Source organism: Pseudomonas sp. AL 58, assembly GCF_036348395.1.
Lineage (GTDB): Bacteria > Pseudomonadota > Gammaproteobacteria > Pseudomonadales > Pseudomonadaceae > Aquipseudomonas > Aquipseudomonas defluvii.
The window spans coordinates 270,584-292,641 of sequence record NZ_JAZBQR010000005.1 but is presented as its reverse complement, the minus strand read 5'-3'; the positions used below and the strand labels follow the sequence as shown (position 1 = coordinate 292,641).

At 57.5% G+C, this 22,058-nt stretch carries 23 protein-coding genes; 13 read left to right on the top strand and 10 right to left on the bottom strand.

The window, feature by feature from the left end; translation table 11 throughout:
• Positions 1-85: 85 nt before the first annotated feature.
• Positions 86-538 (bottom strand): Lrp/AsnC family transcriptional regulator, encoded by a 453-nt coding sequence (locus UIA24_RS08925; RefSeq protein ID WP_065761496.1) that lies wholly within the window; start codon positions 536-538, stop codon positions 86-88.
• 188 nt (positions 539-726) lie between these two features.
• On the opposite strand from UIA24_RS08925, the gene UIA24_RS08920 reads away from it, so the two are divergent.
• Genes UIA24_RS08920 through UIA24_RS08910 form a run of 3 tightly spaced genes read left to right on the top strand, consistent with a single transcriptional unit; the run spans position 727 to position 2,729 of the window.
• Positions 727-1,344 (top strand): LysE family translocator, encoded by a 618-nt coding sequence (locus tag UIA24_RS08920; RefSeq protein WP_330522683.1) that lies wholly within the window; start codon positions 727-729, stop codon positions 1,342-1,344.
• Between the two features lie 25 nt (positions 1,345-1,369).
• The gene (panB, locus tag UIA24_RS08915) at positions 1,370-2,212 is read left to right on the top strand and encodes a 3-methyl-2-oxobutanoate hydroxymethyltransferase (protein WP_330522682.1); all 843 of its coding nucleotides are present in this window, start codon (positions 1,370-1,372) and stop codon (positions 2,210-2,212) included.
• A 31-nt stretch (positions 2,213-2,243) separates the two neighbouring features.
• Positions 2,244-2,729, top strand: a complete 486-nt coding sequence (locus UIA24_RS08910; protein WP_099774578.1) for a MaoC family dehydratase — start codon at positions 2,244-2,246, stop codon at positions 2,727-2,729.
• 56 nt (positions 2,730-2,785) lie between these two features.
• Here the strand turns inward: UIA24_RS08910 and UIA24_RS08905 are convergent, their stop codons facing one another.
• Complete coding sequence (locus UIA24_RS08905) at positions 2,786-3,103, bottom strand: DUF3077 domain-containing protein (RefSeq protein WP_099774580.1); 318 nt, start codon at positions 3,101-3,103, stop codon at positions 2,786-2,788.
• Between the two features lie 125 nt (positions 3,104-3,228).
• Here UIA24_RS08905 and UIA24_RS08900 point away from each other — a divergent pair, with 125 nt between their 5' ends.
• Positions 3,229-3,936 carry a hypothetical protein gene (locus tag UIA24_RS08900; protein WP_218195300.1) on the top strand — a complete coding sequence of 236 codons (708 nt, stop codon included), beginning with the start codon at positions 3,229-3,231 and terminating at the stop codon, positions 3,934-3,936.
• Positions 3,937-4,183: 247 nt separating this feature from the next.
• Here UIA24_RS08900 and UIA24_RS08895 read toward each other — a convergent pair whose 3' ends face one another.
• On the bottom strand, positions 4,184-4,954 hold the full coding sequence (locus UIA24_RS08895) for a class II aldolase/adducin family protein (protein WP_099774582.1): 771 nt from the start codon (positions 4,952-4,954) through the stop codon (positions 4,184-4,186).
• A gap of 17 nt (positions 4,955-4,971) precedes the next feature.
• Positions 4,972-5,811: a TauD/TfdA dioxygenase family protein gene (locus UIA24_RS08890; protein ID WP_099774584.1), complete on the bottom strand. Its 840-nt coding sequence runs from the start codon at positions 5,809-5,811 to the stop codon at positions 4,972-4,974.
• 213 nt (positions 5,812-6,024) lie between these two features.
• On the opposite strand from UIA24_RS08890, the gene UIA24_RS08885 reads away from it, so the two are divergent.
• From UIA24_RS08885 to UIA24_RS08855, 7 genes are all read left to right on the top strand, one after another.
• Positions 6,025-6,705 (top strand): TetR/AcrR family transcriptional regulator, encoded by a 681-nt coding sequence (locus UIA24_RS08885; RefSeq protein ID WP_099774586.1) that lies wholly within the window; start codon positions 6,025-6,027, stop codon positions 6,703-6,705.
• Between the two features lie 143 nt (positions 6,706-6,848).
• Positions 6,849-7,007, top strand: a complete 159-nt coding sequence (locus tag UIA24_RS08880) for a DUF2986 domain-containing protein (protein WP_099776657.1) — start codon at positions 6,849-6,851, stop codon at positions 7,005-7,007.
• 165 nt (positions 7,008-7,172) lie between these two features.
• Positions 7,173-8,633 (top strand): DUF3300 domain-containing protein, encoded by a 1,461-nt coding sequence (locus tag UIA24_RS08875; protein WP_330522681.1) that lies wholly within the window; start codon positions 7,173-7,175, stop codon positions 8,631-8,633.
• Positions 8,634-8,659: 26 nt separating this feature from the next.
• Positions 8,660-9,547 carry a DUF2950 domain-containing protein gene (locus tag UIA24_RS08870; protein WP_330522741.1) on the top strand — a complete coding sequence of 296 codons (888 nt, stop codon included), beginning with the start codon at positions 8,660-8,662 and terminating at the stop codon, positions 9,545-9,547.
• Positions 9,548-9,665: 118 nt separating this feature from the next.
• Positions 9,666-10,493 carry an alpha/beta fold hydrolase gene (locus UIA24_RS08865; RefSeq protein WP_330522680.1) on the top strand — a complete coding sequence of 276 codons (828 nt, stop codon included), beginning with the start codon at positions 9,666-9,668 and terminating at the stop codon, positions 10,491-10,493.
• Positions 10,494-10,592: 99 nt separating this feature from the next.
• The gene (locus UIA24_RS08860; RefSeq protein WP_099774594.1) at positions 10,593-10,937 is read left to right on the top strand and encodes a cupin domain-containing protein; all 345 of its coding nucleotides are present in this window, start codon (positions 10,593-10,595) and stop codon (positions 10,935-10,937) included.
• A gap of 371 nt (positions 10,938-11,308) precedes the next feature.
• Positions 11,309-13,513, top strand: a complete 2,205-nt coding sequence (locus tag UIA24_RS08855; protein WP_330522679.1) for an OsmC domain/YcaO domain-containing protein — start codon at positions 11,309-11,311, stop codon at positions 13,511-13,513.
• 134 nt (positions 13,514-13,647) lie between these two features.
• Here the strand turns inward: UIA24_RS08855 and UIA24_RS08850 are convergent, their stop codons facing one another.
• On the bottom strand, positions 13,648-15,126 hold the full coding sequence (locus tag UIA24_RS08850; RefSeq protein ID WP_218195301.1) for an MFS transporter: 1,479 nt from the start codon (positions 15,124-15,126) through the stop codon (positions 13,648-13,650).
• On the bottom strand, positions 15,123-15,665 hold the full coding sequence (locus UIA24_RS08845; protein ID WP_099774601.1) for a hypothetical protein: 543 nt from the start codon (positions 15,663-15,665) through the stop codon (positions 15,123-15,125). The genes UIA24_RS08850 and UIA24_RS08845 overlap by 4 nt, the downstream gene beginning before the upstream one ends.
• 144 nt (positions 15,666-15,809) lie before the next feature.
• On the opposite strand from UIA24_RS08845, the gene UIA24_RS08840 reads away from it, so the two are divergent.
• A complete protein-coding gene (locus UIA24_RS08840; RefSeq protein WP_099774603.1) occupies positions 15,810-16,715 on the top strand; it encodes a LysR family transcriptional regulator in 906 nt (301 codons plus the stop codon).
• Positions 16,716-16,821: 106 nt separating this feature from the next.
• Here the strand turns inward: UIA24_RS08840 and UIA24_RS08835 are convergent, their stop codons facing one another.
• Positions 16,822-17,571 carry a 3-oxoacyl-ACP reductase family protein gene (locus UIA24_RS08835; RefSeq protein ID WP_099774605.1) on the bottom strand — a complete coding sequence of 250 codons (750 nt, stop codon included), beginning with the start codon at positions 17,569-17,571 and terminating at the stop codon, positions 16,822-16,824.
• Between the two features lie 329 nt (positions 17,572-17,900).
• On the opposite strand from UIA24_RS08835, the gene UIA24_RS08830 reads away from it, so the two are divergent.
• The gene (locus UIA24_RS08830) at positions 17,901-18,731 is read left to right on the top strand and encodes a class I SAM-dependent methyltransferase (protein ID WP_099774607.1); all 831 of its coding nucleotides are present in this window, start codon (positions 17,901-17,903) and stop codon (positions 18,729-18,731) included.
• A 291-nt stretch (positions 18,732-19,022) separates the two neighbouring features.
• On the opposite strand, the gene UIA24_RS08825 is transcribed toward UIA24_RS08830, so the two are convergent.
• The 3 genes from UIA24_RS08825 to UIA24_RS08815 all read right to left on the bottom strand — a co-directional run bounded on the left by UIA24_RS08825 (position 19,023) and on the right by UIA24_RS08815 (position 22,045).
• Positions 19,023-19,916: a LysR family transcriptional regulator gene (locus tag UIA24_RS08825; protein WP_099774609.1), complete on the bottom strand. Its 894-nt coding sequence runs from the start codon at positions 19,914-19,916 to the stop codon at positions 19,023-19,025.
• Positions 19,917-19,998: 82 nt separating this feature from the next.
• Positions 19,999-21,051, bottom strand: coding sequence for an alpha/beta hydrolase (locus UIA24_RS08820; protein ID WP_099774611.1), 1,053 nt, complete (start codon positions 21,049-21,051; stop codon positions 19,999-20,001).
• A gap of 49 nt (positions 21,052-21,100) precedes the next feature.
• On the bottom strand, positions 21,101-22,045 hold the full coding sequence (locus tag UIA24_RS08815) for an alpha/beta hydrolase (protein ID WP_177442442.1): 945 nt from the start codon (positions 22,043-22,045) through the stop codon (positions 21,101-21,103).
• Positions 22,046-22,058 lie beyond the last annotated feature (13 nt).

The window sequence follows — 22,058 nt, the reverse complement described above, 5'->3', positions numbered from 1 at the left end:
AGCTGATCTGTGGTCACCTGTGCAGGTTCGGCAGAGCACGTCGGGCATGGCTTCGAGCCGGTGCCTGTCTGCCAGGCTTGCGCCATCACAAAGGAAGAAGCCTGTTCTGGATGACTTGCTTCATTACCAGGGTGGAGGTCAGCCGCTGCACATTGGGCAGTGTCGAAAGGCTTTCATCGTAGAGCCGCTGGAAGGCCGGCAGGTCCTGAGTGATGACCTGAAGCAGGTAGTCCGGCTCGCCAAACAGTCGCTGAGCGTCGACCACCTGGGGAATGTCAATCAGCGCCGTCTCGAACGCCTCGACGGCGCGCCTGTCGCCCTCTCGGAGCGTTACAAACACCATGGCAGAAAAATTCAGGCCCAGTGCGCCGGGATTCAGCTGTGCGCGATAACCCAGCAACACGCCAGACTCTTCCAGTGCCCGTACACGCCGATGGCACGGGGAAAGGCTCAGGCCCACGCGCTCGGCCAGTTCGGTGACCGATAGACGACCATCTTTTTGAAGCTCGGCAAGAATCTTCCGATCAGTCCTGTCCATGTAGAAGAATCTCCCGGTTAGCGGCACGTACATGATGATATTCGAAAGAAAATTCTAGCAAGATTTCACTAATCTTCCTCGTACCCTTAACAGCTGCACTTTTCTGGCGACCAGATGAGGGCGGCGTTTGATTCACGGAGTGAGGCGATGCAGATGATGATGAGTAAGCAGCAGGGGCGGGTGGCCCGATGACGTTCAGTGTGGTCGTTGCATTCTGGGCGGTGTCGATTCTGTTCATTATCACGCCCGGCGCGGATTGGGCGTATGCGATTTCGGCGGGCCTGAAGGGGCGTGTCGTCATACCTGCGGTGGCCGGGCTGCTGTCTGGCCACTTGATTGCAACCGTGATTGTGGCAGGCGGTGTCGGCACGCTGGTTGCCAGCCACCCGGTAGCGCTGTCGGTACTGACCGTTGCCGGGAGCGCTTATCTGCTTTGGTTGGGCATCAATATGCTTGCCCATCCGGCTACACCGCACGCTGATGCCCGTCAGGCATCGGGCTCCTGGTCGCGCTGGGCAGTCAAGGGGCTTTGCGTGAGCGGGCTGAACCCGAAAGTGTTCCTGCTGTTCCTGGCACTCTTGCCTCAATTCACGGATGTCACCGCGCCATGGCCCGTTCCCATGCAGATCATTGCGCTGGGGCTCATACACGCCTTGAGTTGCGGTGTGATCTATCTGCTGGTCGGGTTTGGTTCACAAGCCGTTCTTCGGGCACGCCCGGCTGCAGCGCACCTCATCAGCCGGCTCTCTGGTGCAACCATGATCATCATCGCGGTAGTGCTGCTCGCCGGGCAGCTGTCCGGTTAATTCTATTTCAGCGAGGCGACCCCCGATGAGCGACCAGCCTTCACCTTATGGCAGTGCCCCTCGTGCCCAACAGGCGACCCGCGTCAGAATTTCACACCTGAAACAGATGAAAGTTGACGGCCAGAAGTGGGCGATGCTCACTGCGTATGACATGTACAGCGCCGCTATCTTTGAAGAGGCCGGGATACCTGTCCTTCTGGTGGGGGATTCTGCCGGGAACAATGTCTATGGCAATGAGAACACCCTATCGGTAACCGTTGATGAACTTATCCCGCTGGTGCGCGCGGTAACTCGCTCGACACAGCGAGCACTAGTGATTGCGGATCTGCCTTTTGGTGCTTACCAGGCTTCGGTGGAGCAGTGCTTTAACACGGCCGTCAGGTTCATGAAGGAGGCCGGTGCGCACGCTGTGAAACTGGAGGGCGGTATCGAGGTGTTGCCGCAGGTTGAGAAGCTTGTCAGCTCGGGTATCCCCGTCATGGCGCATATCGGTTTTACTCCACAACTGGAACATCAATTAGGTGGATACCGCGTACAGGGTCGTGGCGAAGATGCACAGCGACTGATCGACAGTGCCAAAGCCTTTGAAGCCGTGGGCGCGTTCGCTATCTTGATCGAGATGGTGCCGGGGGACGTGGGTGGCGCGATCACTGCAGCTGTTTCGATTCCTACTGTCGGGATCGGCGCGGGTAACCAATGCGATGCCCAAGTGCTGGTCTGGCAAGACATGGCCGGGCTGCGCACGGGGCGGCTGCCGCGGTTCGTCAAGCAGTACGCCGATCTACGTTCGATCCTTCACACCGCGGCAAGGGACTTTGCAGGTGAGGTAGAGGCAGGAACATTTCCCGGCCCCGAGCATACGTTTTAACCGCCGACTATCAGTAGCCAAGGAACCCCACATGAAAAGCCCGAGAGAACGTGCTGCTGAAGGTCTTCAGGTCGGCGACTGCTTTACAGTATCCCGCTGTTTCTCAGAGGACGATGTTCGTCAGTTCGCACAGATATCTCGGGACTACAATCCGGTTCACTGCGATGCCTGCTATGCCGAACTGCGCAGGTTCAAGGCGCCCATTTCCCACGGTCTTCTGACGGCCAGCCTGCTCACTGAAATCGGCGGGCAGATTGGTTGGCTGGCGACAGGGATGCAATTCGAGTTCAAACGCCCGGTTTACCCAGGCGAACAGATCACGTGCCATTGGCGCATCACTGACATCAACGAGCGGGGGCAGGCAAAGGCCGAGGTGATAATACTCAACGCAGAAGGCGTCACGGTGCTGGAGGCTTTGACCTCGGGTGTGCTGCCGGGCGTACAGGAGCGTGAACGCCTCAAACAGATGCTTTGTGAGGGGGACCCCACCAACGGTGCCGCCACGTCTGTGAGTTGATTGGCGGCCATGAACACCAAGCGGGCAGGGCGCTATGCCACTACCCGCATACACCGCTAGCGTGCTTCCGGCCTTGACCGGTCGGCCTCCATGCCTCCGAGTAACGCCTGCGCCAGCCCTTGAGCCATATCAACGGCCGTGCGCGTGGACCAGAGCAGATGACGGGTTTCGCTGTCGACCACCTGACAGGCCTGTTCGTTGGTGGCGTAGGCGGAGCGTAGCAGGATGGTGAGGTGGATCAGCACGTCTTCGACGTTGAGCCCGGCGCGAACACTGAACAGCGGATCGTGACTGTCTTCGCAGGAACCGAACGTGGCGCAGGCGGTGGTTTTCAGGATGTTGGTGTGCGGGGGATCGGGGACTATCTTGGTCATGGTGATGCTCCTGGAAAATCTGACCGCTGACCTCTTGCGCTAGGTGGACGGTCTCGCTGAGACCCTGTTCAATCATGTTAAGGCTCAATAATGTCAATGGGCCGCTATGCCAAAAGGACGAGGTCATGCTTCTGCAAACCCGCAATTTTATTCTTGAAGCACTTGGCGACCTGGCCATTGGAGATTACAACGCACGCCCCTTCGACTGCGCTTTCGAGTTGCTCGCGGCACCACCAAGCCGCAAGCGTCTGATCATGGTCGGCTTTAACGGCTCTCTTGCCGATGCCGTCCACACCAACGCCGGTTCAATAGGTGCAGGTTACGATCAGCCTGAATTTTCCAATGTTGCCTATGGCCTTGATGGCGGTTGGGGGCCGAAAACCCTGGCTCGGCGCCTGACAGAGTTACCCACCGCACTGGGTTTTGAGTGGCGCGATACCATTTACACCAATGCACTGTTGATGTGCTCCAAAGATGCCGCATCGATACAAAAAGTTGCGCTAGGATCCTCTGCTGCGAGCCTGGAGTCACTGACACGCAAATCAATGCAGTTTTTCCAACGGGTGACGATGTCGCTCGCTGAACCAGAACTGATCATCGCGTACAGCAATGGGTTGGGGAGCCCGTCCGCCGCGAGGATCATGTGGGAGGCATTCGGCAACGGTGAGGCATTGGACCATGTCGATTCGTCTTCCTACCGTGCGACGTACGGGTTCACCGCTACCATCGCAGGGCGGAGGGTACCGGTTGTGGGAATACGGCATATGTCCAGGTTTGTACCAAGCGTTGAGAACATAAAGCTGGCCTGGACAAGGCAACGAGAGCGGGCTTGAAAAGCTGAGTGGCCAGTTAAAGCAAGACAACCAGCCACTCAGCCAGCGCCTCAAGCAATGGTGGAGGTCGAGCTTTTACTCGCGTAAATCTGAAAGAAAGACGTTTCAGTAGGGGGCTCACCACTCAGGCGGGTTTGTTGGTGGTCCAGACACAACAACTCTGCTCCGCGCGTTCGGGGCGTGATGCGTCTGGAGGTTTCGGTCAGTCGTACGCTCTGACAGCCGTTCCGACCTGGCTGAGAGAGGCTTACTCAAGAACGCCTGGATCGCGCCGGATTTCCTCGCGTGCCATGGCCTCCCACAGGAACGGGAAGCCGTTCGTATCGGTGCGCGTTCCGGTTGCGAGAGCGACACTAGCGGGCAATGGTGAGCCGCCACCTAGCGTTTCGACATGCCAGGCCAGACGGCTGCGCCACTCCAATGTGATAGCGCGCAAGTGCGCCTGGCGAATGCCATTGGCCACCACCAGTACGCCGTGGTTTGCGAGCAGCGCCCATTTTTGCGTCCCCAGTGCGTCGACGACAGCTCGGCCCAATGCAGTGTCTTCCACCGTGCCTCGATACTCGTCATAGAGTACCGGGTCAGTGTCAACCAACGCGGATGTCTGGTCGTAAATCGGCGGAATTCGTCCGGCCGCCGACCACACCGATCCCCATCGCGGATGGTTATGGATCACCACGCCCACATCATGACGGGCTACGTGCACATCCATATGCAGATTGATGGCCGGCGTGATGTTCCATTCCCCCTCGATCACCTTGCCTTCCTGATCGAGGCGCACGATATCCGAGGCGGTCACTTCTCCCCAGGTGAGTTCCCAAGGGTTGGCCAGGTAAGTGCCATCGTCCTGGCGAACGGTGATGTGACCGGCGATGTGGTCGTTATAGCCTTCGCGAGATAACACCCGGCAAAGTAGCGCCACGCTCTGGCGCGGAGTCAATTCAGGCAGCAGCGCATAGCGACCTGGCCTGGGTATGTAACGGGTCAGCAAATCGTAGTTCAGTTCATCCTTCAGCATGGCTGTTTCCTTGAGAGTTACGCGTGGAAAGGCCCGCGAGCGAATACCGAGGTACGCTGCATGCGCCGTTGATGCGGTTGATAGTCCAGGATGGCGTTGTGGAGCACGCTGCGGTTGTCCCAGAGCACCATGTCACCCACTCGCCAGCGATGGCGGAAGCCGAACTTAACGTGTTGGCAATGTGCATTCAGGTAGGCAAGGATCGCATCGCTTTCCTGGGTGGCCAGGCCGTCGATATGGGTGGTGTAGGTCGGGCTCAGATACAACGCCTTGCGACCTGATACCGGGTGCTGAATAACCAGCGGATGCAGGTGTCGACGGTTCATGTTGATGACCTCGACATAGCGATCATGCGTGACAACGTTCTGGCGCAATGCGGCCGTCATTGGCCCGTTCATGTCGTGCCAGGCGCCAAGGCCTTCAAGGTAACGCTTCATGCGCTCGGACAACTCGTCGTAAGCCGTGGTCATGCTGATCCAGCAGGTGTCGCCGCCACACGGCGGCAAGATCTGAGCGTGTGTCATGGTGACGATAGGTGGGCTTGGCAGAAAGCTCTCATCGTGGTGCCACATATCGGCGCGGTCGCCCAGCTTGGAGTCGATCACGGTGATCTGTTCAAAACCTTCGCCCAGGTTGGGATAGAAGGTGTGAACTTCAGGCTCACCGAAGTACCGTGCCATTGCCAAATGTTGCTCGGGCCTTAGCCCAGGGACGTGCAGCACTATGGCTTCATGTTTTACAAGTAGCGCCTCAAGCGCCGCCAGCGTTTCCGGCAAAACGATTGAAGCGGGATCTAGATCAAGCACCTCGGCACCCAGGTTTGGGCCAAGAGGCTGGACGCTGAACGATGAAGACATAGGCAATCTCCCGGTAGGGTTGGAATATCCGATCTTATGGGCCGTATCACGCTGCGTTTAGACGTTGTCTGATCGACGAAAATGATCATACTCACGTCGCCAACGTTGAGATATTCGCATTCCGGAAGCCCTGGAATTTGAAGTTAAGTGATTGATTTAAATGGATAAATATATAAATCGTGGTGCGGCGATAAACGCAGCACTCGGGTTTTCATGAGCAAGAGAGGCGATGAAACCACGATGGCCCCAACGTCTAAGCCGGAGCAGCTTCCTGCGTTACGCAAGCGTCCGACTCAATCACGCTCTCGCGCACTGGTCGATGCTGTGGAGCAGGCGTGCCTGCAGATTCTGGATGAAGCAGGCGAGGCAGCGCTGACCGTCGCGCGCATCGCGGAAATATCAGGGGTCGCAGTTGGGTCGATCTACCAGTATTTCCCCAACAAGGACGCGATCGTCGCCTTGCTGTACGAGCGAGTACTCGATGAGGAATCCGAGGCATTATTGAGGCTGCGCGAAAGGTTGGTTGGCGTGCCCTTGAAGTCGGCGCTGCGGGTAATTCTGGCCAATATCATTCGGGTCGAAACACGTCTGTTCAAATTGAACCAGGCGTTTCACTTGCGTTATCACTCGGCCTTGCACCTGGGAATGTGGCGCGGCCCTTATCACACGGCGGGAGAGTTCATCGAAGCGACATGGCTGCCGCTCCTGCACCTTTACCAGGATGAGATCGCTACCGAGCACCCTGCTTTGGCGGCTTACTTGCTCGGGCAGGGACTGCGCAGCGTCATCCGGTCCGTACTGGAGGACATGCCGAACCAGCTCGAATCCCCGGCGTTACTCGATAGCCTGGTGGCCATGGCGCTCGGTTGCCTGCGCCCCTCAACATTCGACTAATACGCCGTCACGCAGTCAGTGTTGGCTAACGCGGCACTCAGGCTGATCGAGTCGTTACGCATGAACAAGGGATGTTATCAGGGCTTCGGGTTGAATATTCCAAGCTGATATCATTCGCCAAATTGAATGCTGAGCAGACACAAATGAACCGTCGTAAAAAAATAAACCAGTTGTTAAAGGCTCATGCCAAAAAGGCGAGTGCCAAACTGGCACCGAAGAACAAGCCTAAATATGTGAGCAAGGCTGATCGATTGAAGCTGGAGCTGGCTGCTGAGTCCGACCAAGACTCAATTAGACCGTAAGCGTCTGCCCCCCCATGCGTTGCAGTGAATGAGTGGCCAACGCTATACGTTTGCTACCATTAACGAACGGCATCGAGATGGAGGTCTGCAGCGTGCAGAGTCGGCCTTCGCCTCCCTGGCATTGACCCACTTGTTGCAAGCCTGCCTGACCACATTGGAGGTGCAATGCGCATTCCATTGTTTTACGCGGTGTCCGCTGCACTCTTCTTGACCGGGTTTTCCTGCTTGGCGCAACCACTGGATGCGACCGAGAGCGCAAACACTGCCGATACAGCGGCTGTCACGGCGGCGGCCAAAGATGCCGTGTTTACCCAGGAACAGCTGGATCAAATGCTCGCGCCCATTGCGCTTTACCCGGACCCGCTGCTGGCACAGGTGCTGATGGCCACCACGTACCCCGGGGAGGTCGCCGAAGCGGTAACCTGGTCCAAAGCACACCCGGACGCCAAGGGTGATGATGCGGTCAAGCAAGTGGCGAACCAGCCGTGGGACCCTAGCGTGCAGGCGCTGGTTGCGTTCCCGCAGGTTCTGGCAACGCTGGGCCAAGATCCCGTCTGGGTACAGCGCCTGGGCGATGCCTTCCTGGCGCAACCCGACGATGTCATGGGCGGCGTGCAACGCTTGCGTCATCAGGCGCAAGCAGCAGGCAACCTTCAGAGCAACCAATATCAGAATGTGACGGTTCAGGCTGCTACGGCCCCGGCCCCCACGAATGCGACCTCCGCCCCCGCTAGCAGTACCTCGACCATCATCATCCAGCCTTCCGATCCGCAGGTGGTGTACGTACCCAGTTATAACCCGACAACCACCTATGGTGCCTGGGCCTATCCCGCGTCACCTCCGGTGTACTACCCACCGCCGCCTGCCTATTACCCCGGCTCGGCATTGCTGGCTGGGCTGGCATTCGGTACCGGTGTGGCGATCATCGGCTCGCTGTGGGGCGATTGTGACTGGGGTAATAACGACATTGATATCGACGTCAATCGCTACAACACCATCAATCGAAACAACCAAATCACCAACAATCAGAACAAGTGGCAGCACAACGCCGTTCACCGCGATGGCGTTCCCTATCGAGACAGCAGGAGCCGCGAACAGTATGGCCGGCAACTGAACGGTGCCAATCAGCGTGAGGCTTATCGCGGGGACAATGCACAGCGAGCCCAGGCTCGTGAGAAGGCCCGGGGTTCCATGGACAAGTACGGTATGGAACGACCGGCCACCAGCAACCGCGAAGCCCGTGATCGCGCGAATGCAGCTCAGCCCGGCGCCCCGGACAACAATCGGTTGCAAGCAGGTAACGACAGGCTGAAGTCGTCTGACAGGGGCCAAGGTACAGCCAGAAACACTCGGGAGAGTCAGCCACCCAGGAATGCCACCCAGGAACGTGGCCAGGGCGAGTTGCAGGCACGCCAGGCTGCGCAAAAACGGCCATCCGCCAGCACTGGCAGTGCCCGCAACAATGTATTTGCCGGCGCTCGCTCGCCGTCCCAGGCTGACGCACAAGCCAGTCGTGGTCGTACCAGCCAGGTATCCGCCCAGCGCCCCAGTGCCTCGCGATCAGCCGGCAACCCGATCAGTCGGCCGTCCAATCCACCTGCACGTCAAAGGGGAGGGCGACGTTGAAAAACATTCCTCGAGTAACGGCCCTCATGGGCCTGTGCCCTCATGCCTTGGTGATAGCTGCCAGTGTGGCATGGTCGTGCATTGCTGCCGCACAGCTGGCATTTCCAACGCCTGAAAAGGCCGCTGAAGCGTTCGTTGAAGCCGTGGGGACGGAGCATGCCGATCAGGCACGTTTAACCGAGTTGCTCGGTGAGGAATGGCGCAGTTTCATTCCGCGCGAAGGCGTGCAGCGCAGCGATGTGGATGCGTTTTTGCAGCAATACCATGAACAACACCGCATTGAAAAAACTGGTGATAACAAGGCGCTTCTTTCTGTTGGCAGTGACCACTGGACACTGCCCATACCCCTGATAAAAGGCGAGAACAGTTGGCGTTTCGACATCAAGGCCGGTAGTGCCGAAATCCGTGCACGTCGAATTGGCCGAAACGAACTCGCTGCGCTGCAATCGGTGCTGACCTATCACGACGCCCAGACGGACTATGCATCAGTCGACCGTGATGGTGACGGCGCACTCGAATATGCGCAGAAAATCTTCAGCACCCCCGGCAAGCATGACGGCCTCTACTGGGCGGACGACGACAGCGGTCAGATCAGCTCGTTGGGGCCGTTGTTCGGCAAAACCATTGCCGGCGAAGATTGGCATGGTTACCGCTTTAGGATTCTGGATGGCCAAGGTCCTTCGGCACCCGGCGGCGCCTACAGCTACCTCATCGGTGACAAGATGAGCCGTGGTTTCGCACTGATCGCCTGGCCGGCGAAGTATGCTGACACCGGGGTGATGAGTTTCATGATCAGTCATGAAGGGCAGGTGTTCGAGAAAGACCTGGGGCCTGCTGGTGATAAATTGGCGCAGTCGATGAAGCGCTTTGATCCAGATGACAGTTGGAAGGAGGTCACTGTTGATCACGACTAGCACGTGGGGCAGCGGTCAGTAGAAGCGCCTGACTTTTACCTGTCGTGCTGATCGTTGTACTCGCGACTGGTACTCTGTGTCGTCTGCCTGCGCGCTGAACTGTCTACCGAGGCCTTGCATGCCACTGTCTATCCGTACTGAAACCTGCTGGATCGATACGCCATACGGGCGACTGTTTTGTCGTCGCTGGTTTCCTCTGAGCGTATCAAGCAATACGCAAAAGCCACCGATCATTCTTTTCCATGACTCCCTTGGTTGCGTCTCGCTATGGCGGGATTTCCCCCAGCGGCTGTGCCATGCAACCGGGCATGAGGTCATTGCCTATGACCGGCTCGGCTTCGGGCAGTCCGACGCTTACCCCGGGCAATTACCGCTGCACTTTATCCGAGACGAAGCCGAGTGTTTTTTTGCGCACCTCCGGGCCGCGTTGAAGATCGATCGTTTTATTGCCCTGGGCCACAGCGTTGGCGGCGCCATGGCGGCGAGTTGTGCGTCCTTGTATGCACCGGTGTGCATGGGGTTGATTACCCTGTCGGCGCAGGCGTTCGTCGAGGACCTGACGTTGCAAGGCATTCGAACGGCCGAGGTGCAATTCGAACAGCCGGAGCAGATGGCGCGGCTTGAGAAGTATCACGGCGACAAAGCACCGTGGGTGTTGTCCGCCTGGACCCGTACATGGCTCTCCCAGGCCTTCAGGGCGTGGACTATTGAACGCACGATTGACGCACTCCATTGCCCACTGCTTGCCATCCATGGCCAGTACGATGAGTACGGGTCGACGCTGCATCCGATGCGTATCGCAAAACTGACGACATCCACGGGTCAGTATTTGATCGTGGATGATTGCCACCATGTCCCCCATCGGGAGGCACCTGAAGCCGTGCTTGAGGCGGTCGGTCATTTTCTCGGTGTTTCCTCGACGGCCCTCCGCACAGCCTGCACGTAATCCATATGACCGGTTACCTCGCCAAGTGAGCATGCCGTGGCCTGAGGTACCGAAACGTCCTATTGTTGGGCAGTGGGGGATCACAGAGAGGACCGCGCGATGAGCAACGAACAGGAAGCACCTGAGACACACGGTGTGACGGTGAAGTTACTTGCAACGCTTGACCTTGGCCCTGAGATCGCCGGCATGGCAGGGCGCCAACTGAGAATGCGCCTGGTGACTATCGAACCCGGAGGCGTCTTCGGCCCGATGCACAGCCATAAAGACAGGCCAGGTACCGTTTATATCTTGCAAGGCACGATCACTGACCATCGCAATGGTGTCGCCACGGACTACGGGCCGGGAGTAGGGTGGCCCGAGGACAGGAACACCACCCACTGGCTTGAGAACAGAGGCGCGACTCCGGCGGTGGAAATCTCGGTCGATATCGTCAGGCAAGCGTAAATACAGGCCCGACCGTTAATGCGATCGGGCCTGTCAATATCCTCATCTGCTTTGAATTGTGTTATTGCGGCCACAACTAAATACAGCGTGTCTTAAAAGTACAAACGCATTCATTGCCGTATTCATATCAATCGTTTCCGCTGGGTGTAAGGCTCACCTGCACCGTGCGTTGAATCTTGAATACCTGAGCCTGCCAGAACGCCGGGTGCGGCGTGAGGCCGTCAGCAGCAACGCGGGTTGCTGCTGCGCAGCCTGGCCTGGCCTGGCTTGGCGGGACCGGCCAGCGACCATTGCTCAAAAGCACAAGACTTCCAGCCGAAAAGCCGGATAATGGCGGCCAAATCGTTTGGCTCGTATTCAGGTAATCCCGCATGGAAATCAAGGTTAACTTTCTCGACAACCTTCGGCTTGAAGCCAAGTTCGATGACTTTACGGTGGTGGCTGATCAACCTATCCGCTACAAGGGTGATGGCTCCGCACCGGGTCCGTTCGATTACTTTCTGGCTTCATCGGCTTTGTGTGCGGCTTACTTTGTGAAGTTGTATTGCCAAACGCGCAATATTCCCACCGACAACATTCGCCTGTCGCAGAACAATATTGTTGATCCGGAAAACCGCTACAACCAGATCTTCAAGATTCAGGTCGAGTTGCCAGCCGATATTTCCGAAAAAGACCGCCAGGGCATTTTGCGCTCCATCGACCGTTGTACGGTAAAGAAGGTGGTGCAAACCGGGCCTGAGTTTGTGATTGAAGAGGTGGAAAGCCTGGATGCCGATGCCCAGGCATTGCTGATGCTGAACTCAGCGTCAGACGCGAGCACGTACATCCCCGGCAAGGACCTGCCACTGGAACAGACCATCGCCAATATGTCGGGCATTTTGGCGGGCCTGGGCATGAAGATTGAAATCGCTTCGTGGCGCAATATCGTCCCCAACGTATGGTCGCTGCACATTCGCGATGCGCACTCGCCACTGTGCTTCACCAACGGCAAGGGTGCGACCAAGGAAAGCGCACTGGCGTCGGCGTTGGGCGAGTTTATCGAGCGACTGAACTGCAACTTCTTCTACAACGACCAGTTTTGGGGTGAAGACATCGCCAATGCGGCGTTCGTGCATTACCCGAACGAGCGCTGGTTCAAGCCAGGCCGTAGAGATGCACTGCCGGCTGAGATTCTCGACGAGTATTGCCTGGAAATTTACAACCCTGACGGCGAGCTACGCGGCTCGCACCTGTACGACACCAACTCCGGCAACGTAGAGCGAGGCATCTGTTCTCTGCCGTATGTGCGTCAGTCGGACGGCGAGGTGGTGTATTTCCCGTCCAACCTGATCGAAAACCTGTTCCTCAGCAATGGCATGAGTGCCGGTAATACGCTGGCTGAAGCGCAGGTGCAATGCCTGTCGGAAATTTTCGAGCGTGCGGTAAAGCGCGAAATTCTGGAAGGTGAAATCGCACTGCCTGATGTCCCGCACGACGTGCTGGCGAAATACCCCGCTATTCTCGCCGGTATTCAGGGGTTGGAAGAGCAGGGCTTCCCGGTGCTGGTGAAGGACGCGTCGCTTGGCGGGGCATACCCGGTGATGTGCGTCACCTTGATGAACCCGCGTACTGGCGGCGTATTTGCCTCGTTCGGGGCGCACCCAAGCTTTGAGGTGGCGCTGGAGCGCAGCCTGACGGAACTGCTGCAGGGCCGCAGTTTTGAAGGCCTGAACGATTTGCCTCAGCCTACCTTTGAAAGCAATGCGGTGACTGAGCCGAACAACTTTGTCGAACACTTCATCGACTCCAGCGGTGTGGTGTCGTGGCGCTTCTTCAGTGCCAAAGCTGATTTCGAATTTGTTGAGTGGGACTTCTCCGGCGAAGGTGAAGACTCCAATGCCGAGGAAGCTGCGACCTTGTTCGGCATTCTCGAAGACATGGGCAAGGAAGTGTATATGGCGGTGTACGAGCATTTCGGCGCAATCGCCTGCCGTATTCTGGTACCGGGTTATTCGGAGATTTATCCGGTAGAAGATCTGATCTGGGATAACACCAACAAAGCGTTGTTCTTCCGCGAGGATATCTTGAACGTGCACCGTCTGGATGACGCCGGCCTGGAAGCACTGGTTGAGCGTTTAGAAGACAGTGAACTGGACGACTACACCGACATAGCCACCTTGATCGGTATCGAGTTTGACGACAATACCGCCTGGGGTCAGCTGACGATTCTAGAGCTGAAGCTGCTGATCTATCTCGCCTTGCAGAAATTTGAAGAGGCTAAAGAGCTGGTGGAAGCCTTCCTGCAGTTTAACGACAACACGGTCGAGCGCGGTTTGTTTTATCAGGCTTTGAACGTGGTGCTGGAAGTGCTGCTGGACGATGACCTGGCGCTTGAAGATTACGAAGTCAATTTCCGCCGGATGTTTGGCAACCCGCGGATGGACGCCGTGTTGGGGTCGGTGGACGGCAGCGTGCGCTTCTTCGGCTTGACGCCTACGAGCATGAAACTGGAGGGGCTCGACAGGCACCTGCGTCTGATCGAGAGCTATAAAAAACTGCACACGGCGCGAGCCAATGTGTCGGCGCTGTCTCGCTAAGAGCACAACCGTGAAAAGCCAGGCACTGCCTGGCTTTTTTTTGTCATGCGTTTGCTCGGCGCCTCTGTATTGTTATCGACGAGAAGCGGACCTTAACAATAGATGAACAGGAACAGATTGCAGTGATAAAGGGCTTATGAAACTTGCGAATAGATGCTTGCGATCTTTTTACGTTGCAGCGTGCTTGTCAGGGCAGCGACCAACGTCAGAATAGCTCCGGTACCAAGACAGATCTGAGGTGCGGATTCGATTGGGAACAGTTTAAAGAGCAGCGCCATAATCACTGCCCCAGCAGTTTGTCCGAGCAGCCGAGCAGTGCCCTGCATGCCCCCGGTGGCACCACTTCGCTCTATGGGCGTAGATAGGAACATATTACGATTGTTGGCCACATTGAAAAGGCTGAAACCCAAGCCGCACAGCACTGTCAGTGCTACAAGCAGAAGGTATTGGCCCGTCGGTTGGCACAGTGAGGCGGCCCCCAGCCCGGTAGCTAGACACAAGCCGCCTATGGAGCAAAGGCTAGCCATCGAGGCTCGGTCTGCAAGGCGGCCAGCGAGCGGTGCCACGATTGCAACGGTCAATGGCCAGGGAATCATAAAGAGGCCTGCCTTGACCGCCCCTAGTCCTAAGTTGTGCTGCAGGTAAAAGGGCAGTGCGACCATTCCTGTGGTCTGTCCCGCAAAGCAACAGATCGAGGCGATCACTGAAATGCGCAATGAATGGGATCTGAGCAAATCAAGCGGGATCAGTGGCGTTTTTTTGGGCATTTCCCGTCTTACCAGCAACGTCAATTGAATGGCTGAGATGGCCATTAGAGCGCTAGCAAGAACGGGCTTGTCTGTGATGATCCAGGCCGCAATGACCAACGTTGCAAATACACCCGCATTCAACAACACGCTCAGCAGGTCTATCCTGCGAGCAGTGCCCTCAGTGCGAGGTAGTGCACTGGCTGCTATCAGTACCAGCACGCCTAAGGGGAGGTGTACAGCGAAGAGCCAAGGCCAGTTGGTCACCGAGAGTATTGCCGCCCCGATTACCGGCCCCGCTGCCGATGATAGTGCGACACCAAGGGCATTCCAGCCTATCGCGGCACCGAGCTGCCGATGCGGCACTACTGTGCGAAGTAGTGCAATCCCCAGTGCCATGACTGCCGCTCCTCCCAGTCCTTGCAAAAAGCGGGCAGCGATGAGCCAGGTTATGGAGGGAGCCAAAGCACACAACAAAGTGGTGCCTGTGAACAGCGCAACACCCCACCGGAATACCCGGCGATAGCCTATGCTTTCACCCAGTGCAGCGCATGGCAGTAGAGCCATCAGCAGTGCTGTCTGGTAAGCCGTCACAATCCAGACGGACATCGCAGCGGAGACCTTTAACGATTCGGCAATCGTTGGCAGGGCGACGTTTACTATCACCGTGTTCAGTACCACCAGAACCATGGCCGCCAGCACGGAACCGATCGCAATTGCACATAATGGCTCGGGCAGGTCTGAATCCGCATCTGTTGAATGTGGCGAAGGGTATCTTGCCGACGATGCTGACTCAGGTTGTTTGCACGAGCGCAACGGTTCTGCGCAGAGCCGCAACGTCCTGGCGCTATTGGGGCGAGGTTTCACCGTCTTGCCTCCGGCACCCAGGCACCGTCTTGCTCGACATACCTCGTCAGCCTTTGGGCCTCTTTGTCCTCTTTCTTCAGATCCCGTTCGGTAAACCGGAATAACAGCGCGGGCCCAGCTATACAGCGCGTATCGTGAATGTCGCCAGGCAGGTACACCTGAGTTTGTCCGGAGCAAATTACAGTGGAGCCTCGTTTTACGAGTTTCACCCTACCGTCCTGGTCCTTGATCCGGGAATAGGTGCCCATTTCGATAGCACCCTGCTGAACCGCATAAATTACCCATCCTCTTCCATGATCATGTGGAGGTCGATAGAGCCCTTCAGGTTCAGTGTGCGCCAACAGCATGAATCCACTTGTTGGGTCTCTGTAAACTTCTTGTTGCGCCAATGCTTCCAGGTGCAATGTTGCCAACCACTGCTCCGAGATAGGGGTATCCAAGAGTTCATCCAGTTGCTGTTGACAGCCTGCAACTAACTCAGAGCTCAGAGCCCCCCAAATTGACCTGACGTTACTAACGAATTTGTCCAGTGAGTTCATACCTGCTTTCCCGATCTAGTTCACTACGGATGTCCCGATAGCTCGAACTTTAGGTAGCAATGGTGCATGGCGGAAGACGCACCACTTGCACTTTATTGATGCGTTTGACGCCCTATCACCTGCGGGGTGCGCTAACATCAACCCATGACGATTCCAGATTTCAATCTGCTGATTACCCTTGATGCGGTCCTCGCTGAAGGGAGTGTCGCTCGCGCAGCCAAGCGCCTGCACCTTAGCCCGTCGGCCATGAGCCGAGCGCTTTCGCGGTTGCGGGAAACAACGGGCGATCCACTTTTGGTCAGGGCGGGTCGGGCGCTTGTCCCGACACCTAGAGCGCTAGAGCTTCGTGACCGTGTCAGTCAACTGGTGATGGATGCTCAGGATGTGTTGCGTCCCACGCAGATGCTCGACCTCAGTCAACTCGTTAGAACGTTTACCCTTAGGACTAGCGAAGGCTTTGTGGAGTGCTTTGGGCCCGAGCTTATCGCACGCATCGAGGAAGACGCCCCTGGTGTGCGGCTGTGTTTTTTGCAGAAGCCAGACAAAGACAGCCAGCCTCTTCGCGATGGGATTGTTGATCTGGAAACCGGTGTGATAGAACTCTCGACCGCTCCTGAGTTGCGGGGGCAGGCCTTGTTCAGGGACAACTATGTTGGCGTTGTGCGATCAGGACATCCACTTAGTCGTGAGAAAGTAACGCCTACTGAGTATGCTGCAGGCAAACATATCTTTGTGTCACGAGAGGGGCTGGACAAAGGCCCGATTGATGACGCTTTGATGTCTCTTGGACTGACGCGCAAGGTTGTTACGATCGTCGGAGGCTTTTCGACCGCTCTGGGTTTGGCCCGGGGGTCTGATCTGATCGCTAGCGTTCCTGAGCGCCATACTGCAAGTTTGCGCCAGGGGATGCATAGCTTTGCGCTTCCGGTTCGCACCGCAGAGTTCACCGTTTCTTTGCTTTGGCATCCAAGATATGGAGCTGACCCCGCTCATCAATGGCTTCGGAGTCTAGTGCTGGAGATTTGCAAAAGAGGTACTGAGGGCGTTTGATGGCTGCCAATACCAGTTGAAACCGGTCAACTGCAGCCATTCAGGTGCGCAGGCAGAACAGAGGCGCCCCGGGGCGAGCAAATAGCGGGCTCCGGGGCGCAAAGAACTAGGCCGAGAACCCCCCATCAATCGTCAAGCTGGCGCCGGTGATGTAGCCTGCTTCCGGGCCGGCCAGGTAGGCGACAAAGCCGGCAATTTCCTCGGCCTTGCCGTAACGATCCAGTGCCATCAGACCTTTCAGGTACTCGGCGCCCTCACCATCGGCCGGGTTCATCTCAGTGTCCACCGGGCCGGGTTGCACGTTGTTCACGGTGATGCAGCGCGGGCCCAGGTCGCGGGCCATGCCTTTGGCCAAGCCGACCAGCGCCGATTTGCTCATGGCGTACACTGCGCCGCCAGCAACCGGCATGCGTTCGGCGTTGGTGCTGCCGATATTGATGATGCGCCCGCCGTCGAGCATATGCTTGGCAGCTTCCTGGCTGGCGACGAATACACTGCGCACGTTCACCGCCAAGGTGTGGTCAAGCTGCTCCAGGGTGATTTCCTCAGTGTTGCCCCAGGCCAGCACGCCGGCGTTGTTGACCAAAATATCCAGGCCGCCGAAGTGCTCGACTGCTGTACGAATGGCCTGTTGCACGGCTGCGGCATCAGCACTGTCGGCCTTGAGGGCAAGTGCCTTACCACCAGCGGCAACCACTTCGCTGACCAAAACATTGGCCCGCTCAGCAGACGATACATAGGTGAAAGCTACTGCCGCGCCTTCACGGGCCAAGCGTTTGACGATGGCCGCACCGATACCGCGGGAGCCACCTTGAACGAAAGCGACTTTTCCTTGCAGCGTTTGGGTAGAGGTCATGGTGTATCTCCTTTACAGAAAGTTAGTTCAGCCCGACTGCGGTGTGAGCAATCTATTGCCATGGGCCTGCTTAGCTATAGCCTGTTGATCAGGAGCAGGGCCCCATAATCTTTTACGGTTCATCCGGGCGCGGTGTGTCGAGGTGCAGAGTATTGCAGTGGGTGGTTAAGTCAGGATTATGGGCGTCCGCCACTGGCCGGTATTCGAGAACGCAGCGAGAATGGCAGCATAGCCCACACCGGGATTCACCGCGGAACGTGACCCAGGATCAACGGGCGGGTGCGCCTCATCACACGTCAGGCAGCGCCAATACGAGGAGGACCGTGTCTATGCAAACGCGTATCAATGAAGCAATCCAGACGCACTACACCCGTGCGGACTTGGGAGACGTCATACTGACGGCGCTGGAGAAAGCGGGCAAGGACATAAACCACCTCACGCCCGAAGACTTGGCGCCCATCGACCAGTTTCATATCCGCGGCCGGGCGGCGACGCTCGAGCTTGCCCGGGCTGCAGGGCTCGATGCATCAAAGCACGTACTTGATGTGGGTAGCGGCGTAGGCGGGACCTCGCGTTGCCTGGCGAAGGAGTTCGGTTGCCGTGTCACGGGCATCGACCTTACAGACGAGTACTGCCGCGCTGCTTCGATGCTCTCGGCCAAGACTGGCCTTGCACACCTCGTCGACTACCGCCAAGGCGACGCCACCAAGCTGCCATTTGATGACCAGACATTCGATGTCGTATGGACGGAGCATGTGGCAATGAACATCCCGGACAAGACGCGGCTGTACAAGGAAATGCACCGCGTTCTAAAGCCGGGCGGCACGCTCGCTATCTACGATGTACTTGCTGGTCCGTCTGGCCCGGTGCTGTTTCCGGTTCCGTGGGCGCGCACACCGGATACGAGTTTCCTCGTGTCGCCAACTAAGTTGCGCGCGCTTCTCGAGGAAGCAGCATTCACGATTACCGACTGGTCTGACACAACAGAAGCGGCGCGCGCGTGGTTTGTGACCCTGGCCGAGAAGATCCAGAAAGAAGGCTTACCATCCCTTGGATTCCATTTGCTGCTTGGCGCTGATTTCAAGGTGATGGCGCAGAATCAGGGTCGAAACCTGCAAGAGGGGCGGATTGCTCTTGCACAAATCGTTGCGAGGAAGTGAGCTATGCTCGCAGGGTAAGTTTATCCTCTTGGATATGTTTATCGACGGTATCTGCGCGGAGGGTTCAGTCAATTCGCCTCACAGTAGGATATGCGACTGAATCGAAAACTGAATCGATCCTCTTTTTGTACGTGCATGGAGTGACAGCTCCTGGCCGATTCCTGCCATTCCCAATGACCGCTATGGGTTGTGGATTCAACCGGTCGCGTACGACTGCAATCGATCAAAAGCATCTGCTCATTCGCGGGTTTGTGGGGCGGGTAGAATTCAGATGCCTTGAAGGTCGATGACTCAGCGCTTGTAGAGTAACGCTTCAACTACAACGCCAAACGCTGATGAATGTTCACGGCGATTGGGGTAGTAGAGATGGTAACCGGCAAAGGGTTGGCACCAATCTTCCAACACCCGCACAAGGCTACCGTCGGCTAGCTCTTTCGCCACCATGTCCTCCGGCAGGAAACCCAAGCCACATCCCGCCACGGCCGCACGCAGGATCGGCAGGCTGCTGTTGAATGTCCATTGCCCTTCGACACGGGCCTTCAGTTCGTGACCATCCTTTTCAAAATCCCATTGCATCAGGTTGCCATGGGTGGGGAGGCGCAGATTGATGCAATTTTGCGCCGCCAGATCACCGGGCACCTTCGGCACTGGCCGCTTGTTGAAATACTCAGGTGAGCCCACGACTGCGATGCGCAAGGGTGGCCCGATAGGAACGGCGATCATGTCCTTAGCGACCTGATCTCCCAGGCGTACACCGGCGTCATAGCGTTGCGCGACGATGTCGGAGAGGGCGTAGTCGACGGTGATTTCGACTTTGATGTCCGGATAGTCGGGAAGCACCTTTAAAAGCTTGGGCCACAGAATATTGTTGGCGGCATGTTCGGATGCTTGAATCCGCACATTGCCTGCCGGGGTGTCACGAAACTCGCTGACTGCGGCCAGTTCGAGTTCAATCTCATCGAACCGCGGCGCCATTGACTGATACAGCCGCTGACCCGCCTCGGTCGGCGAAACGCTGCGCGTGGTACGCGTTAGCAGGCGCACACCCAATCGGCTTTCCAGCGCGCGCATGGTGTGGCTCAGCGCCGACTGCGAGACGCCAAGCTGGGCGGCCGCGCGGGTGAAACTGCCTTCGCGGGTGATTATCACGAAGGCTTGCAGGTCGTTGAGATTGGCGCGGGACATTGATGAAAACCTCTCATGAGGGGCGCGGGATTAATCCATGAAAGCAGGTTGCACACGGATGCGCGACCCCCAAGAGAGTTGATTACAAGGTGCGGGCGTAAAACGCGGTCAGTTTGCCAATCGCGGCATCGACATAACGCGGCACCCAATAGGTTTCGATGTGGGTCGCGCCGTCGAGGATAAACACTTCCTTGTCGGTGGTGCCGGTGGCTTTCGGAAAGGCGTCCTGCGTCATGTACAGGCTGTCGGCTTTGCTGCCAGCGATCATCAGCAACGGTTGGTTGATCAGCTCGATATGGTCAGTGGCGTCGAAACGCATCAAGTCGATCAGGCTGCTGGTGGTGTATTTGAAGGTCGAGTTCGGGTGCGCGTGGGTCTTCCAGTAGTACTCATAACCTTGGCGATACAGCTCGAAGGGCAGTTTGGCAATCTGCTCGTCGGTGAGGTTGGCATCGCCCGAATACAGCACCGCGCCGCCGGCCGCCTCTTGCGCGCGGGCTGCTGACGCCTGTTGCAGGCGTTGCTGAATGCTGTCCATTTGCGAGTCGTTGTAGCCGTTGCGACGTACCCGGCCCGAGTTGAACATGCTCACCGTTGCCAGCGATTTGAAGCGTTTGTCGGTTTGCGCTGCCGCCAGCGAATAACCACCGCCACCACAGATGCCGAGCAGGCCCAGACGCTTGTCATCGACGCCGGCAAACTGGCTGATGAAGTCGGCCATGCCGTGAATGTCTTCGATGCGATACGCCGGTTTATCGATGCTGCGCGGCTGACCACCGCTGGCACCCTGATACGCCGCATCGGCCGTGATGGTGATGTAGCCCTGTTCGGCCAGGCGTTGCGCGTACAGACCGGCGACTTGTTCTTTCACGCCGCCATTGGGGTGTGCAACGACCACGGTCGGGTAGGTCTTTTTCGCGTCATAGTTAGCCGGTGTGTACACGTTGGCGGCGATATCCAGACCGTTGAGCTTGTAGCTGACCGGATGGATGTTGACCTTGCCCGGTTCGTTCTTGCTGATCGCGCCGTCGTAGGCGAGGGTGAACGGGTTCTTTTTGTAATCGGCGGCCAAGGCTTCGCCCGCGGAGAGGCCGACCAATGCCGACATGAATGTGGCTTTGAGTGTGTTTTTCACGTGAAGCTCCTGAGCAATCAAAAGGGCGGCAGTGGCAAAAGTATTTGGGTCAGTCCAGCTGGTTTTCTTTGAGGAACTGCGCGACCAGGTCAGCGATCTGCACGTTGTTCAGATCCGACATGGGGAAGTGGGTATTGCCGTGAATGCCGATCTCCGGCAGGTGGATCAGTCGCACATCACCGCCGTGGCGATTGACCGCGTCACGCCAGAGTCGGGCCATTTTCAGGCGTGCGCGCCAACTGTCCTGAGCGGGCAGGTCGACCGCCTGCTCCGGGATGTTGTCGCCGTAAAGGATCAGAATCGGAATGCGCGTGAGAGCCATGAATTGCTCCATCGGCACCGCCGCGCCTTGCACTGTGTCGAACGCGCTGGGAATCGGCGCAGGCACTTCACCTTGAGCGAACACGAAGCTGCTGCCTGGCTCGAACGCAACAATGGCTTTCACCTTGGTGTTCTTGATCGCCGTCAACCAGCCCGGCCCGCCACCTTGCGAATGGGTGAATAAAATCCCCGGGCCGATTTTGTCGAACAGTGCTGACACGCCATCAGAGACCACGCCCATGTCGAACGGCCCGGTGTTCGGCGTCATCGCCCGGAAAAACTGCTCGCGGGTCTGGGCATCCTGTGCCACTTGCACGCCGTTGAAGTAGTTGGGCCACAGGCCGATGCGGAACTGGTTGAACCACAGTTGCTCGTCAGGCACAGGCTTGATTGTGGCCTCGACCATGCTGCGCCCGGCATCGCCACGCCGTGGCTGATCGATCAGATAGACGCCGTAATGGCGGCGCAGAAAGATGTTCTGAAAGCCTTCGCGACCATCGGCGGTAGTTTCCCAGGTCTTGGAAAACTGACCCGCACCGTGCCACATGACGATGGGCAGTTTTCGCGCATCCACCGGGATTTGATAGAAGGCGTATACGTGGTCACCGTGGTAGGTCTGGCCGTTGGGCGTCATCGGTTTGTGCGGGTTGAAGGTGCCCGGTGCAGTTGTCACCGTTCCGCCGGCG

Coding starts and splice junctions, on each gene's coding strand:
- UIA24_RS08895 (WP_099774582.1), bottom strand. CDS start 4,954: ATGCTGAAGGATGAACTGAACTACGATTTGCTGACCCGTTACATACCC.
- UIA24_RS08890 (WP_099774584.1), bottom strand. CDS start 5,811: ATGTCTTCATCGTTCAGCGTCCAGCCTCTTGGCCCAAACCTGGGTGCC.
- UIA24_RS08900 (WP_218195300.1), top strand. CDS start 3,229: ATGCTTCTGCAAACCCGCAATTTTATTCTTGAAGCACTTGGCGACCTG.
- UIA24_RS08840 (WP_099774603.1), top strand. CDS start 15,810: ATGACGATTCCAGATTTCAATCTGCTGATTACCCTTGATGCGGTCCTC.
- UIA24_RS08875 (WP_330522681.1), top strand. CDS start 7,173: ATGCGCATTCCATTGTTTTACGCGGTGTCCGCTGCACTCTTCTTGACC.
- UIA24_RS08885 (WP_099774586.1), top strand. CDS start 6,025: ATGAGCAAGAGAGGCGATGAAACCACGATGGCCCCAACGTCTAAGCCG.
- UIA24_RS08910 (WP_099774578.1), top strand. CDS start 2,244: ATGAAAAGCCCGAGAGAACGTGCTGCTGAAGGTCTTCAGGTCGGCGAC.
- UIA24_RS08880 (WP_099776657.1), top strand. CDS start 6,849: ATGAACCGTCGTAAAAAAATAAACCAGTTGTTAAAGGCTCATGCCAAA.
- panB (WP_330522682.1), top strand. CDS start 1,370: ATGAGCGACCAGCCTTCACCTTATGGCAGTGCCCCTCGTGCCCAACAG.
- UIA24_RS08865 (WP_330522680.1), top strand. CDS start 9,666: ATGCCACTGTCTATCCGTACTGAAACCTGCTGGATCGATACGCCATAC.
- UIA24_RS08855 (WP_330522679.1), top strand. CDS start 11,309: ATGGAAATCAAGGTTAACTTTCTCGACAACCTTCGGCTTGAAGCCAAG.
- UIA24_RS08825 (WP_099774609.1), bottom strand. CDS start 19,916: ATGTCCCGCGCCAATCTCAACGACCTGCAAGCCTTCGTGATAATCACC.
- UIA24_RS08845 (WP_099774601.1), bottom strand. CDS start 15,665: ATGAACTCACTGGACAAATTCGTTAGTAACGTCAGGTCAATTTGGGGG.
- UIA24_RS08925 (WP_065761496.1), bottom strand. CDS start 538: ATGGACAGGACTGATCGGAAGATTCTTGCCGAGCTTCAAAAAGATGGT.
- UIA24_RS08860 (WP_099774594.1), top strand. CDS start 10,593: ATGAGCAACGAACAGGAAGCACCTGAGACACACGGTGTGACGGTGAAG.
- UIA24_RS08830 (WP_099774607.1), top strand. CDS start 17,901: ATGCAAACGCGTATCAATGAAGCAATCCAGACGCACTACACCCGTGCG.
- UIA24_RS08920 (WP_330522683.1), top strand. CDS start 727: ATGACGTTCAGTGTGGTCGTTGCATTCTGGGCGGTGTCGATTCTGTTC.
- UIA24_RS08870 (WP_330522741.1), top strand. CDS start 8,660: ATGGGCCTGTGCCCTCATGCCTTGGTGATAGCTGCCAGTGTGGCATGG.
- UIA24_RS08905 (WP_099774580.1), bottom strand. CDS start 3,103: ATGACCAAGATAGTCCCCGATCCCCCGCACACCAACATCCTGAAAACC.
- UIA24_RS08835 (WP_099774605.1), bottom strand. CDS start 17,571: ATGACCTCTACCCAAACGCTGCAAGGAAAAGTCGCTTTCGTTCAAGGT.